The organism is Sphingobium sp. R-21 (assembly GCF_049913335.1).
Classification (GTDB): Bacteria; Pseudomonadota; Alphaproteobacteria; order Sphingomonadales; family Sphingomonadaceae; genus Sphingobium.
Genome location: NZ_CP184375.1, coordinates 830,233 through 843,355 on the forward strand (window position 1 = coordinate 830,233; position 13,123 = coordinate 843,355).

Below are 13,123 nucleotides of genomic sequence, written 5' to 3' on the forward strand. Positions count from 1 at the left end.
GCGCACGCGATGAGCGCCGGTCGGGTGGCGTCGCGAAGGAGCAGGGGATCAACGGTCATGGCGACACCTCCAGGGCTGGGCAGGAGGTTCTGGCGGCCCCACCAGTGCCAGGACCAGCGCCGCCAGTGCGATCAGGCCAAAGACCCCGATCAACAGGCGTCCGCTGGTGTCGAGCGTAGGACTGAGGAGGAGCATCGCGCTTTGGGCCAGCAGCAACAGGAAGCCGCCGAGCGCCAGGCGGACCGCCGATGGGGAGGGCGTGGCCGAGACAAGTCCGTTCATGGCCGCCAGCGCCTCTTGATGCGGTCGACAAGGCGCGTGGTCCATTTCGACAGTTCGAGGAGGCAGATGCCGCTGATCAGGCAGGATGCCGAGACAAGGATACTGGCGCGCAGGACGAGCGGGGTGGGCTGCCGCAGCACCAGCCCGACGGTCAGCACCAGAAGCCCCATGAGGACGGTCTCGACGGCGATCAGCCGAAAGCGCCATTGGAAGGCCTCATTCTCGAAGCGTTCCGCCATCCGCTCCCGCACGAGCCGCTCGATGAGATCGTCATCGGGTGCCGGGCTGATGGCGCGTTCGGCTTGCTGCGCGAGCATGTGTGTGGGCATTGTCATGCGAGACCTCCCGTTACTTCGGCAGGATCCACGCCGGCCAGCCGGCAGACCGCCTCGAGCGGTGAAAGGCCCTGGCGCATCAGCCCCTCGAAAGCCGCGACCTCATCGGGCGCAGACGTGTTGATCCAGTAGGAAAAGGGATCGACGACAAGCCGGGCAATGCCGAGACCAAGTGGGGAGTCGATGAAGACTTCGCTGTAATTGGGCTTGGAGTTGCGGACTGATTTCAAGAGGTCGAGAACGAAGCCCGAATATTCGAGAATCTTGTTGTCGACTGCCTTGTTGTAGGTCGAACCCTGGAGAAGGAAGCGCGTCGCTGCATTTTCCAAAATCACCTGGCCCGTTCCCCCGAACAGCATCAGGTCGTTGAGGCTCTGGAGCACGATGCCGAAGGAACCGCGATATTTGCGCGCCCGCCTGTAGCCCTGGCCGAAGGCTTCGGCGAGCCGCGAGAGATCCTGGCCGTCGGTCCGGGTCATGAACTGGGCGGCTTCATCGCAGAGGACAAAGCGCGGGCGGTCGCGCGCGGAGAGGTAGAGTTCCTGCGTCACCGCATTCACCACCACCATCACGATGACGTTGAAGAGGTCGGGCATGGATTTGAGGCGCTCAAGTTCGAGCACCACAAATTCGTCCGAGCGGATGTCGAGGGTGGAAGGCCCGTTGAAATAATGACCATAGGCGCCGTCCGACCCGAAATCCCGCAGGTTGAAGGCCAGTTCGCGGGCGACCGGGATCAAATGCTCGACCCGGTCGAGGTCGCTGCCGGCATGAGCGGGATAGGTGCCGAGCCAGTCCCGCACGGCATCGATGCCGCGATCGGCCCGGCCTCCGTCGATCGTCCACTGCACGGCGGATTTGAGGAGGTTCCATTCGGAGGTCGAGACGCCCTTGCGCGTCGAGGCGTTCGCCATTTCCGCGACGATGGCCACCGCCATGGTGATCGCCGACTGCTTGTCGTCGCCGTCGAGCGCGAGGCCCATGTCGAAGGGATTGAGGACGAGCTGCTCCTCCCCGATGTCGATATAGCGGCCCGAGCAGAGGGTGCAGAGCTTGCGGTAGCTGCCGCCAATGTCGATGATGCGGATGAGCGCGCCGCAGGCATAATATTGCTGGCAGAGATTGTTGAGGAGGAAGCTCTTGCCCGCGCCGCTTTCGGCCGAGACGATGAAATTATAATTGTTGATGCGCGGATCGAAGAGATCGAGCGTGATGAGCTGGCCCTTGCGCCCGGTATAGAGGAGCGCCGGTCGCCCGCCGCCGCGAAAATCGGTCTGCACCGGCGCCATCAGCACCGCCGCCTTTACTGGCATGCGGAAATCGCGCTCCAGCATTCGGAGAGTCGACCGGTCGGGATAGAGGCCGAACGGGAGCGCCATCACCAGCAGCGTCGAGTTGAGATAGCTTTCCTCCTGCATCGAGAAGGGCAGGGGCTCGCTTTCCCAGAGACGCTTGGCGCGCGCGGCGAGCTCGCGGGCGTGGGCGCGGTCGCGCCCGAACACCCAGAGGCAGGGAATGACGCGGACGAAGCGGGAATTGCTGGCCTCGTCGAGGATCCAGCCAATCTCGTCGATCTGCTTGCCGACCTCGATCGCAAAGCTTCCCGCCGCTTTCTGCGCCGAGAGGATCTGCGCCCGTTTGTGGATCTCGAACTGGCTATGATCGAAGAGGATGTTGAGCGTGTAGAGGAAAGGCCCGCCAATCTGGTCGCTGTCTTCCGACGAGCCGCGCATGCCGCCCATCAGCCGGTTGGCGCGTTCGGCCGTGATCCTGCGTGAAGGGGCCTTGGGGGTGAGGCAGCGCGCGACCTGGTTGCCGAGGAAGACTTCCGGTCCCTCGAACAGAAGATCGGGGCCGGCATCGATGATCTGCTTGGCGATCGGCGGCGCGCCGACCGTGCCGCCGTCCGCGAACACCCCCGGCGCAGCATGGGCCACGCCATTGAAGATGCGGCGATAGAAGGCGACCATCTCTTCAGGCGGCATCCGCCTGATGCCGAGCTTGGAAAGCTGCTCCTCGACCTGCCGGCGCAAATCCTCGCCGAGCGGCCGTCGTGTCTTGATCGACAGCAGCGTGCGGAAATTGCGCACCGGAATGTCATGCAGGGCCTCAAGGCCATGACGACCCCGGCTGAGATAATCGCGGGTCCGCCGAGCCGATGCCTGGATGAGAGGATCGTCGCGGGTCTTGAGATCGAGAAAGGCATCGAGCGCCTCGTCGATCAGCGGGTCGGCGAAGGTGTGGATCTGAAGGACCGTTCCATCCGGGAACTGGATGTTGAGAAGCCCCAGCAGCGCCGCGTGAACATGGCTGAACATATAGGCGGTGGGAATCAGCTCCCAGGCATGGCCCCAGCTGTCGTCGATGCAGAGAAAAGCCTCTGTGTCTGGATTCCAGGCTACGAGGGGCAAATGGTTGGAATAGCTGTCGCGCCGGACCGCATTGCGCAGGCGCGCATAGCTCAGATTGCTTGACGCTCGGGTCATGGCCGGGCCCCCTGCGGCAAAGCCGAGGCGGGGACGGAAGCATCGCCATTGCTGGCGCCCATCTCTTTCCGCTGGCCGAGCACCGGCTCGCGCGATGGCTGGGGCGGCGCGCCGATCAAGGTTCCGCCCACCACCCAGACGGGCCGGTCGACCACCGAATAGACATAGCGCGGCATGTAAAGGCGATCGGGCCGCTGGCGATCCGCATAAGGCAGGATGAGCGTGCGGACCGTCTGTGCGGGTTTCAGCATCGGCGTCGTCGGCGCGTCGATGAGGCCCTTCAATTCCTGATAGACGCTGTCGCGATAGCTGCCCCAGGCCTCGGGCGTCTGCCGGCGGCCAGCCTTGGTCCGCATGCCCCGATGGGTATCGCGCAGCAGGGCCTTGTCGTTCGTCACGCGGGGGTCGGACTTGGAATTGACCCCGGCGACGGCCTCTTCATAGGCCCGCTCGGGATGGATGCACTGGCCATGATCGTCATTCTTGCAGGAGAATTTCTCCGAATAGGGCGACATCATCGAGCCGATGGTGGTGCATCCACCGAGGAGCAGGATGGTGGGAGAAAGGAGCAGGCGGCAGCGAGGCATGCCGGGGAAGGGGAGAAGCATGACGGTCTTTCCTGTGATGGACTTGCGGGGGAGCATCAGAATTTGGCTCCGACCGAAGGCTTGATTTCGAGGGCGAGGCCTTCCTGGATGACCACGACCACTTCCTTGGCGGCGCCGACTTCGACGACCGGGCCGGCCTGGCGGGCTAGGTCGAGATAGAAGTCGGTGAGCTTGTCGGACGATTTGGAGAGACCGCCCGCCACGCCGGATTTGACCGCGTCATCGGCATCGAGCGATCGGATGCTGCCGAGCGCGGAGGTCGAGAGACTTCCGAACGAGCCTTCTACCGACTGGGAAATCCCGGCGATGGTGCCGGCGATGAAGGAGCGGGCGAGTGTGGCGCCGGCGCGGGTCACGACCTTGCCCGACAGGCCCTTCTTGCCGTCGGCATCGACGAAGAAGCCTTTGATCGCCTGATCGACCACGGCATGCTCGTCGAAATCGACGCAGGAGATCGAGACGAGCTGCACCTCGACGCGCTCCTTGGCGAGGCTGCCCGTCGCATTGCCGATGACGAAGCAGCCGGCGAGGTTGGCCTTGACATCATTGGGCAGCACCGCTGGTGCCTGCACCCGGGCGATGATCGGCTCAGGGTTGGTCGTGGCGTCCCGGCTCGCCAGCGCGTCGATCCCGGTCAGGAGACGTGCCTTCATGAAACCAGGCGGCAAATATATCGTCCGATTGGCTTTTTTTGACCGCGCCCCGCCGGCCGCGCCTCCCTCGGCCGCGGCGGTGACCGCGGCGCCGATGGCACCGACCTGGCGCTCGGTAGGCGGGGCGGGAGGGGCCGCGGGTGCCGGCGCGATCGGCGGCGGCGGTATCTCGCTGGCCGCCGTCTGGGCTTCGGGCGGCGCGGGCGGATAGGCCGGGACGTCGCCCGGAAGCGCCGGTGGCAGACCATCTCCACCAGTCTGCGGGAGCGGGTCAGTGCCGGCTCCGTCATGGGGCACGACCTTTCCCTCTTCGATCGCGGTGACGCGATCGCCCAGGAGATTCTGCCCGTCGAGGATCTTCTGCAGGTCACCCCGGAGCTTCACCTCCAGACTGTCGCCGCGAAGGCCCGCGCCCATGTCGAGCTTGGAGGCTTCGGGTGCCTTGGCGACCTCCTTGTCGCCGCTCGAACTCGCCGTGTAGAGCCCGAGGCCCAGCAGCCCCACGGTGGACACCACCGCCAGCTGCTTTGCGCGCAGCTTCTGGTCCGATGTCAGCCGCGACCATTGGGCGCGCAGGTCGAGAAGGGCCGGGCGATATTCCGGCGCTTCGTCGGGCTGCCCGCCATGAGGAGCGTCCACCGGAGGGGGAGCGGGGTGGCCGGCATCGCCGGGATTTGACGCGGTCATGGCTGAATGCTCCTGCGCACGATGATCAGCCGGGCCGTCTCGCGAGGCCCCACGGTCAGACGATCGAGGGTTACGGCGAAAATGTCGGCCCCAAGGCTGCGGTCGAGGAAGCGGCGCTCATCGAGCGATGCGGCGGCACCGCTGCTGACCAGATATTCGCTGACCGAGAGGCCGGCGCCGTCGATCTCCAGGCGTCGCCGTTCCCGCACGAGGAGGCCGGGTGCGTCGGCGATCGGCACGGCCTCCCGCGAAGGCGCGACCTCGATGAAGGATGCCGGAACGCGGTCCTGCAGGATCGCAAGCGCAATGCCGACCGCACGTTCTTCTTCCACGAGTGGCCCTAGCAGCGCTTCATTGGCTTTGGCGCGCTGCGTGGCGCCCGGTACGAGTGAGACCGTCTGTGCCGGGATGTCGGACGGCTCGGCGTAAAGCGGATAGATGGCGCCGTTGCAGGAGACGAAGAATTCCGAAGGCGCCGTCACATAGCTGCGCGTCTTCGTGCCCTGATCCTCGGTCTCCTGAACCAGGAACTTGATCCAGGCGTCCGAGCCGCCCCGTTCGACCGCGAGGCCCTTTTCGGCGGAGAATTTGACGTCCTCAATGTCGCCGCCGACGCAGACCACATGATTGACGTCGCGATTGGATAGCCGGATGCGGCTTGTCTGGTCGGGGAGGGCGGTGACCGACTGCCCGAACGCGGGGGCTGCGATCGAGAGGAAGGCCGCGACGCCGAGGCGCCAGACTCGCTTGTCAGAGATCGGCATTGAAATTTTCCTCCTGGAGCGCGGTCAGCCAGAAGCGGCCATTTTCCAGCGCGTAGCGAATGCGGAGATTGCCCCGGAACTTGCGGATGACGCCGCCGATGACGCGGACCTTTTCGACCGGAACGACGATCTCGGAGCCGGTGTAAGTGACGGGCTGATCGCTCCGAATATAGGTGGCGATCGACAGGGTCGGGTTGTTGCCCAGTTCATCGAGAAGCCGGTTCAGGCTGTCGCGCAGCGCATTATAGGCGCTGGGATGCACGATGCTGAGCAGCTCCTGGAACTGCCGGTCGGCCGAATAGGCGGAATAGGTGCCCGCCAGGCTGACAATGTTGAAGGTGATGGTCCGCAAATAGGTCGGCGATGGCTTGTTGCCGGTGACATAGAGGTCTCCGCCTGCGCCGAAGGGGACAATGACGGTTCGCTGGTTCTGGTTCGAGGTGTAGAGGACCGTGCCGAGAATGGCGGTGATCCCGAACATGCCGCCGATCGCGACCTTGAGCAGGCGGTTCTCCTCGAAGAGATTGGCCGACCCTTGAAGGTAGCGGTGGAGATGCCAGCTCGGCCTTACGTCGCCGATCATGTCCACGTCGGATTTGCGCCGGAAGATGGAGGGCATCGGACCTACTCGAAAAAGCGGGTCTGGGTCGGACCCGGATAATGAGGGAAGCGGACGAGGCCCCAGCGCCAGGCAAGGTGCTGGATGAACCCTCTCGGTTTGGTGCGCTTCCAGGGAATGAAGAGGAGAAGAGCGCCGATGAACGCCCATCCGATGATCCCGCCGACGATGACGGCGACGAAGATCGTGCTCATCACCATGATGAACTCCTGACTGTCGAACCAGAGAATCTGGACCGGCCGATGCAGGAACTGGGGCAGACGTTCGTCCAACGCTCTTCTCCCTTGCTTCGTCACGCGTTCGCGTGAACTCCCAAAGGCGACCATCGCCCTCGGTCTTGGTTGGCGTCACCGGCGCCGGGAGGGCCGGCGCCGGTGACGCCGAGGTTCAGATGACCATGCCGAAGGTCTGGAGGATCGAGTCCGCCTTGATGAGGCAGACCGCCGCCACGATCGTCGGGATGCCGATCATGATGTTCGAGAACAGGCGCGAGACGCCGAACAGAAAGGCCGCGACCCCGCCGACGAAACCCAACGGGCCTTTGACGCCCTGGTTTACGACGATGTCGTAAATGTCGTAGCCGAGATCGCCGGCAGCCGGCGCCTGGAAGGCGTGGGCGATCCCGGTCGCGGCGATCGCGGCCAGGAGGAAAAGGACAGCCGCGTCGATCGTGCGGAACGTCCTTCCCCGGAGCAATGTCATCATGTGCAGTCTCCTTCGTGAATGGAGCCATCCGATGCTTGCCGGTGGCGACTTTTCAGGATCGTCCCGGCCGACGGGCGTGCTGGACGGCTCGGATGGCGCGTCCGCCGGCATTCGATATCAGGCGCGCTCGCCAGCCCGGCTGCGGCGCCCGTGCCGTAGATCGGATCAGGAGGGTGGGCGCTTGGGCGCGCTATCGAGGAATGCCTCGAGCTCGGCTTGCTGGAAGCCCGACACCAGCTTGCCATCGACGATGAGCGTCGGCGTGCCGGAAACGCCCATTTTGCGAACCGCTTCGGCGTCGCGCCCGATCTTCTTCGCGCCCGCATCGCATTTTCTTAAATTGGCGGGCTTCGCGCCTGCATAGATGGCCTTGAAGGTCGCTTCCCTGTCGGGGGAGCAGAGAATATGCTCGGCCTTCGCGGCCGCCTCGGGATGGATGCCGCTCACGAAATAGATGAGCCGCTGGACCGGCTTCCCTTCCGCCGCCTTGGTCATCCAGAAGCGATCGAGCGCCCTGCAATAGGGACAATCAGGATCGGTGAATTCGATGACCTTGGGCGCACCCACTGGGCCGATCACCAACGCGTCGGCGGGATCGATCGCGGCAAGACGCTTGCGGGCACCTGCATCCTGGGCGAGGGCGGTAAGGTTGGTCCCGTTCCTGTCATAGACTGCGGCGAACAGCAGATGCTCGCTTTCCGGTGCGAAATAGATGACGCGCCCGCCTGCCAGAGCCTGGTAGATCGGACCCTTGACGGGGGAAGGGCCGAAATCCTCAAATTGAAGGTTCGTGAAGCTCTGTTTGAGTTCCTGCTCAGCCAAAGCTGCGGCGCTGGCGAGGGGTTCAACCTTCGGTGCCTGCGCGATCGCTGGAATGGCCACACAGGCGAGGGACGTTGCGATAAATTCACTGGCCCAGCGCATGTTCGCCTCCTGCGATAATGGGGGCCGAACGGCGAACCAGTCGGCTATCGAGCTTGATCGTCCGACCGAGGCCGATCACAGGAGCGATCTCCGCATCGGTAGTCGCCTTCTGGATGACGAAGCCGGTGCTGCCCTGGATGATGATATTGGACGCCGCAGTGCTACTCGCATGGGCTGGCGCCGCGCTTCCGGCTGCCTTGGCCAATAAGGGGCTGTTGCCCAACAGCGGCAGGACTGCCGCCGCGACCATGAAACTGGTATCTGGTAAGCGCATGGCATGCGTCTCCCGTGGCGCCCGATCGCGCAATGGATGAAAATGGGACTGTGACGGTTTGATGGTCGTCAGCGCGCCCGTGGGGTGGCTGCGATCAATCGCTCCGTGACCATGGCATGACCTGCCCGATCGGGCTCCGCAAGGGGCAGGGCACTGAAATGCCGAACCGGCGAAAGAAAGCGCAAATGTCCCGGAAATGGCGCTCGCCGCCCAAGTTGGTCAAAATGGGCGGATGTTGAAAGAATTCGGCACTTTATTGCCGTTATTGCGTCGACAATCCAAGGAAAGCGGCTTCGCCTGGCCCAATGGCGAAGTCTTCAGACAGGCAGGGCAGGGAGATTGCAAGATGAGTCGTGCCACGCGCAGCTTTAAGCTCAAACTTTCGCAGGCCGGAATAGACACGCTGATCGATACCCATTGTCATCTGATTCGCACGACCCGCGCATTGATCGCATGGGGGACCACGCTTCATGTCGCGGTCGATCATCTCGGCACCATTCCGGCCGCCCGGCTATTGGCACTCCTCGCCAGCCTGGATGTGAGCCGCTATAGCGGTGAGCAGGAGCATCATGTCGGGGCACCGCACCGCCTCTGGTCCGTCGCCACGGGCATCGTAGAGCGCGTCAAACAGGCGGCGCCAGAGCGGTCGCCCCCGACGCTCGGCACGATCTACATTCTCGCGCTTCATGAACTGGCGAGAGCCGCGCAGCCGGCGATAATGGAAGCCTATTTGCGGTCCCAGTTTCCGGATCGGTCAGTATGATCGGTTCGGAGTAAAGTTATGCAATGGGATATGGTCAGACGATCCCGACAATTTGACCGATGTTCTGTTTGACAGTGGTGGTATGCACACCTAGTACTTGATTTCGCTAGGGCATTGTCGGGCGGTTCCTCCATAAAGGAGATACGGTATGTCGCATGAAGACGCGACTTCCGTTGCTGAATTCCCGCTATTGTATATCAAGCTACAATCAGGACGGAGAATTGAGGAAGCACGGAAGAAAAGACGGATAACGCAAAGCCAGCTTGCACGAGAACTGGGCATGGGCGTGCGTTGGTTGCGTGAAATCGAATCTGGGAACCCCAGGTCACGACTTGATGACCATCTCCTCTGCGCCTATCGGCTGGATCTGTCCACCGGACACATCCTTATCCCGCTCCTGTTCGCGGGGCAGAAGATGAGCTTTCCCCGTCAACTTGCCACGGGTGATATGGGCGAAATCGAGCGCCTGTGCATCGAAATGATTTCGAGGCGGAACCTCGACCATCTGACCCGCGCGCTGACGCCGGCCTGGCAGTCACCCCCGGGCGATACAGGAGCAAAATTCTGATGGCGGCAGCTATGCCCTTCGTCCAGGAACGAATTTATAACGCGCTGAAGGCCGATTATATGGCTGGAATCTTCGTGCCGGGACGCAGGCTGGACATCCAGGATATTGCCGATCGGCACGCCGCCAGCAAGACCCCGGTCCGCGAAGCCGCCTGCATCCTGGTTGGACAAGGCATTTTCGTCCACCATTCGGAAAGCGGCTTCATGGTCCCGGTTCACGAGCCGACATCCATTTGCGACCAGCAATCCTGGCACATGCAGACGCTCATCGCCATTGCCGCGGGCTTGAAGACGTCCACGTTGCGCCAGGCATTGCAGCGATTTGACGGCGCAATCGCGGCACTGGGGACGGTCGGCATCGCCCAACTCGCGACCGAAATTTTCACATCGATCGCCGCCGCGACATCCAACCCGCGTGTTGTGGACGATATTCGGCTCATGAACGAACGGCTGCACTATGCGCGCATCGCCGAGACAACCAATGTGCCGGCCGCTCTTAAGGAACTTCGAACGCTGGTGAAATCGGACGTGGCAGACCTCCATAAAAACATGCGACGGCGATTGGAGTCCTATCATCTGCGGAGAATCCGCCGCTTGGCTGCCGAAGATGAAAGCCAAAGCCAGTCTTAAGATGGATCATAATGTCGTTATAAATCAATGAGATGTTGATTTCTTAGTTTCTGAATGCATCAGCACGACGGTGGGGCAGGATATTTCGCGCCAAGGTGTCGAGAAATATCCGGGAAATTCGCTGTGTTCTCTGGCCTATTGTGAGCAGGCCGCAAATCTTCGCGGCTGATGTGAAGGAATGTGTGATGCAGAATATCGAAACCCATGAAGATCTCATCGATCTGGGTGTTGCCACCGAGGAAACGAAGGGTGGCCAATTCCTGGTGCTCGACCAGCAGCAGGGCCGGTCGATCGCAGGCGGCATTTCCGACGATTGATCAACAGGAGCGCACGTCCTTTTGGGACGTGCGCCCAATTGTCGGATTTTTATCATGCATGTTCGATTGCGAGATGGGCTTCATTATTGCACATGTGTCGGACGGACAATTTTTTTGGACGTCAAAGCCAATCGCTATTTTGCCGTTTCGGCGGAGGTCGATCGGGCATTTCAGGCACTGACCCACGACGGCGCGCCCGTCGAACCAACGAGCAAGGCACTTGAACCTCTGCTGTCGGCCGGGTTGCTGGTGCCCGCGGACGTTCCAGGCTTGATCACCCAACCCTATGAGATGATCCCGGCAAAGCAGGATTTCCATCGGCGGCCAGTAAAGCCCTCCTTTTTTGCGGGTGCCCAGGCGCTCGCGCACAGATATCGGGCCGCGAGAAAGGTGCGGGGCCAACCCTTCGCGACGGTTCTCAAGAATGTCCGCGAGCGCAAGGCATCGCTGACTTCCGTTGCTCCCGATCCTTCAGGTGAGATTTCGCTCGTCCTGGCGGCCTTCGCGTCGACAGCCCCGGTCTTTCGGGCGAGGAATCAGTGCTTGCCTCAATCCATCGCTTTCCATCGTCTTTGTCTCGATCGAGGCGTTCCCGCAACCCTTGTCATCGGTGTCAGCGTCAACCCGTTCGCAGCGCATTGCTGGGTCCAGCTTGACGACATGGTGATCAACGACCGTGTCGAGCGCATTCGCCAGTTTACCCCCATATTGGAGATATAATGGCCCACCGCTATCTGATCCTGATCCCGCGCGGGAGCCGCCACCAATTGGCTATCGGTCAGATAGCCGCGGCAACGGGGCTTACCGGACACCATGGCTTTGGATCATTGCATGTCCTGACCGATGCGGCGAAACCGCCCCTGACTTTCCCCAACGGTCTGATCATCGGCGATCTCTTCCATCGCCACGGCGTCGGGCCTGCGATTACCGCTCTTGATGCCGCCGATGCCGCTGCGCTCAGCCACGAGACGGTCGACACGCTCTTCAGTAGATATTGGGGATCCTATGCCGCGATCGTGAACGAGGCGGGGCGGTCAGCGATCCTCAGGGATCCCTCCGGCAGCATGCCCTGCTATTATAGCAGTTCCGCCGAGGCGATCGCTTTTGCCTCGGATGCCGAATTGCTGGTGGCGGCCGGCCTGGTCAGCCCTCGGATCGACTGGGGCTTCGTCGCGCAAACGCTCTATGCCAATGACCTGCCACTGCGCGAAACGGCGCTGCAAGGGGTGATGGAACTGCTCGCCGGCAATATGGCCAGCATCACCGACGAGGGCGTCACGGCAAGTTCGCGCTGGTCGCCATGGGATTTTGTTGCCCATGACCTCAGAATCAGTCCCGATGCGCAGGCTGAGCGGCTGGAACGGGTTGTCCATAATTGCATCCGAAGCTGGGGCGCGACTCACAGCAAAGCGGTTCTCGCCGTTTCCGGCGGGCTCGATTCGTCCATCGTCGCTGCCTCGCTTTCGGGCGCGCTCGACCTGGATTGCTTTACCATGGCGACCGTTGAGCCCAAGGGCAATGAGGAGCCCTATGCCCGCGCGTTATGCGACGCGCTTGGTTTACGGCTTACCGCTTTCACCTATGCGCTGGCCGACGCCGACATAGGCGTCTCAAGCTTTGCTCATCTGCCGCGCCCCGGTGGACGGACCCAGGGCCTCGCTTACGATGCGCCGCTTCTGCGTCTGATCAGTGAGAAGGGGGCTGACGCCTTCTATACCGGGAGCGGAGGCGACAATGTCTTCCATTTCACCCATTCCGCCCGGCCGCTTGTCGACCAATATCTCTCTTTAGGACTCAACGGTGATCTGCTGACGACCTGGCGCGATATTGCCGCATTGACCGGTGCGAGCGCATGGGAGGTGCTGCGCCATGCCTTGCGTGTGCCGCGGCGCGGAAGCCAGAAATATCGCTGGAAGTTTGATCCCGAATTTCTCTCGCGCGATGTCCTCGATATAGTGACCGCGTTGCCGCCGACCCATGCCTGGCTAGAGACGCCGGCCAAGGCGCTTCCCGGAAAAGCTGCGCATGTAGGGATGATATTGCGCGCCCAGCATTATCTCCATGGCTATGATCGTCGGTTACCCTTCACGCCCGTCGCGCCGCTGCTGTCGCAGCCGGTGGTCGAGACATGCCTCTCGATACCAAGCTGGTACGTCTGTCGGGGCGGCGTCGATCGATCGGTTGCGCGTGCAGGCTTCGCTGATCGGCTTCCCCCATCGATCCTCGACCGCCGGGTCAAAGGCGGCCCCGACAGTTTCGCGATCGAGATACTCCAGGCCAATCTGCCAGCGGTGAAGGAACGCCTGCTTGATGGTCAGTTGGCTGCCCATCGCATTATCGATCGGCCGGCGGTTGAGCGCGCTCTCGAACCATCTCGTTTGGGCAGAGGCATCGAATATGTTCGCCTTCTCTTTCTCCTCGATACCGAGGCCTGGATCGACGGTTGGCAATCGCGCTCCGGGCAATGGCAAACAGGGCAGTTGGATGCGCGGAAGGGTGTGGGATGAGG

General features: G+C 62.4%; 17 protein-coding genes and 1 pseudogene. 7 read left to right on the plus strand and 11 right to left on the minus strand.

The genetic code is table 11. The features are described 5' to 3' along the window. Positions 1-48: 48 nt before the first annotated feature. From ACN9MX_RS18330 to ACN9MX_RS18380, 11 genes are all read right to left on the minus strand, one after another. A complete protein-coding gene (locus ACN9MX_RS18330) occupies positions 49-282 on the minus strand; it encodes a hypothetical protein (protein WP_426387554.1) in 234 nt (77 codons plus the stop codon). Continuing rightward, positions 279-617 carry a hypothetical protein gene (locus tag ACN9MX_RS18335; protein WP_426387555.1) on the minus strand — a complete coding sequence of 113 codons (339 nt, stop codon included), beginning with the start codon at positions 615-617 and terminating at the stop codon, positions 279-281. The genes ACN9MX_RS18330 and ACN9MX_RS18335 overlap by 4 nt, the downstream gene beginning before the upstream one ends. Then, the gene (locus ACN9MX_RS18340; protein WP_426387556.1) at positions 614-3,103 is read right to left on the minus strand and encodes a TraC family protein; all 2,490 of its coding nucleotides are present in this window, start codon (positions 3,101-3,103) and stop codon (positions 614-616) included. The genes ACN9MX_RS18335 and ACN9MX_RS18340 overlap by 4 nt, the downstream gene beginning before the upstream one ends. Next, positions 3,100-3,711, minus strand: coding sequence for a TraV family lipoprotein (locus ACN9MX_RS18345; RefSeq protein ID WP_426387558.1), 612 nt, complete (start codon positions 3,709-3,711; stop codon positions 3,100-3,102). The genes ACN9MX_RS18340 and ACN9MX_RS18345 overlap by 4 nt, the downstream gene beginning before the upstream one ends. A gap of 35 nt (positions 3,712-3,746) precedes the next feature. Beyond that, positions 3,747-5,051 (minus strand): TraB/VirB10 family protein, encoded by a 1,305-nt coding sequence (locus ACN9MX_RS18350; RefSeq protein ID WP_426387559.1) that lies wholly within the window; start codon positions 5,049-5,051, stop codon positions 3,747-3,749. Beyond that, entirely contained in the window at positions 5,048-5,815 is a 768-nt protein-coding gene (locus ACN9MX_RS18355; RefSeq protein ID WP_426387560.1) for a type-F conjugative transfer system secretin TraK, read from the minus strand. Before ACN9MX_RS18355 ends, ACN9MX_RS18350 begins: the two co-directional genes overlap by 4 nt. After that, positions 5,802-6,434 carry a TraE/TraK family type IV conjugative transfer system protein gene (locus ACN9MX_RS18360; RefSeq protein WP_426387561.1) on the minus strand — a complete coding sequence of 211 codons (633 nt, stop codon included), beginning with the start codon at positions 6,432-6,434 and terminating at the stop codon, positions 5,802-5,804. The genes ACN9MX_RS18355 and ACN9MX_RS18360 overlap by 14 nt, the downstream gene beginning before the upstream one ends. Before the next feature lie 5 nt (positions 6,435-6,439). Beyond that, positions 6,440-6,706 (minus strand): hypothetical protein, encoded by a 267-nt coding sequence (locus ACN9MX_RS18365; RefSeq protein WP_426387562.1) that lies wholly within the window; start codon positions 6,704-6,706, stop codon positions 6,440-6,442. A 115-nt stretch (positions 6,707-6,821) separates the two neighbouring features. Continuing rightward, positions 6,822-7,139, minus strand: coding sequence for a hypothetical protein (locus ACN9MX_RS18370; RefSeq protein WP_426387563.1), 318 nt, complete (start codon positions 7,137-7,139; stop codon positions 6,822-6,824). 165 nt (positions 7,140-7,304) lie between these two features. Next, positions 7,305-8,063 (minus strand): DsbC family protein, encoded by a 759-nt coding sequence (locus ACN9MX_RS18375; RefSeq protein WP_426387564.1) that lies wholly within the window; start codon positions 8,061-8,063, stop codon positions 7,305-7,307. After that, positions 8,047-8,337, minus strand: a complete 291-nt coding sequence (locus ACN9MX_RS18380) for a hypothetical protein (protein WP_426387565.1) — start codon at positions 8,335-8,337, stop codon at positions 8,047-8,049. The genes ACN9MX_RS18375 and ACN9MX_RS18380 overlap by 17 nt, the downstream gene beginning before the upstream one ends. A gap of 196 nt (positions 8,338-8,533) precedes the next feature. Between ACN9MX_RS18380 and ACN9MX_RS18385 the strand changes: the two genes are divergently transcribed. The 7 genes and pseudogenes from ACN9MX_RS18385 (at position 8,534) to ACN9MX_RS18415 (ending at position 13,121) form a co-directional block, all read left to right on the plus strand. Next, the gene (locus ACN9MX_RS18385) at positions 8,534-9,100 is read left to right on the plus strand and encodes a hypothetical protein (protein ID WP_426387566.1); all 567 of its coding nucleotides are present in this window, start codon (positions 8,534-8,536) and stop codon (positions 9,098-9,100) included. Between the two features lie 148 nt (positions 9,101-9,248). Next, positions 9,249-9,668, plus strand: a complete 420-nt coding sequence (locus ACN9MX_RS18390) for a helix-turn-helix domain-containing protein (RefSeq protein WP_426387567.1) — start codon at positions 9,249-9,251, stop codon at positions 9,666-9,668. Positions 9,669-9,679: 11 nt separating this feature from the next. Further along, positions 9,680-9,865: pseudogene (locus ACN9MX_RS18395) on the plus strand (GntR family transcriptional regulator); the annotation flags it as partial. A gap of 57 nt (positions 9,866-9,922) precedes the next feature. Further along, positions 9,923-10,297: a hypothetical protein gene (locus ACN9MX_RS18400; RefSeq protein ID WP_426387739.1), complete on the plus strand. Its 375-nt coding sequence runs from the start codon at positions 9,923-9,925 to the stop codon at positions 10,295-10,297. 185 nt (positions 10,298-10,482) lie between these two features. Continuing rightward, positions 10,483-10,614, plus strand: a complete 132-nt coding sequence (locus tag ACN9MX_RS18405) for a benenodin family lasso peptide (RefSeq protein WP_426387569.1) — start codon at positions 10,483-10,485, stop codon at positions 10,612-10,614. A 21-nt stretch (positions 10,615-10,635) separates the two neighbouring features. Then, positions 10,636-11,334: a lasso peptide biosynthesis B2 protein gene (locus tag ACN9MX_RS18410; RefSeq protein ID WP_426387571.1), complete on the plus strand. Its 699-nt coding sequence runs from the start codon at positions 10,636-10,638 to the stop codon at positions 11,332-11,334. Then, positions 11,334-13,121, plus strand: coding sequence for an asparagine synthase-related protein (locus tag ACN9MX_RS18415; protein ID WP_426387572.1), 1,788 nt, complete (start codon positions 11,334-11,336; stop codon positions 13,119-13,121). The genes ACN9MX_RS18410 and ACN9MX_RS18415 overlap by 1 nt, the downstream gene beginning before the upstream one ends. The last annotated feature ends 2 nt before the right edge of the window (positions 13,122-13,123 follow it).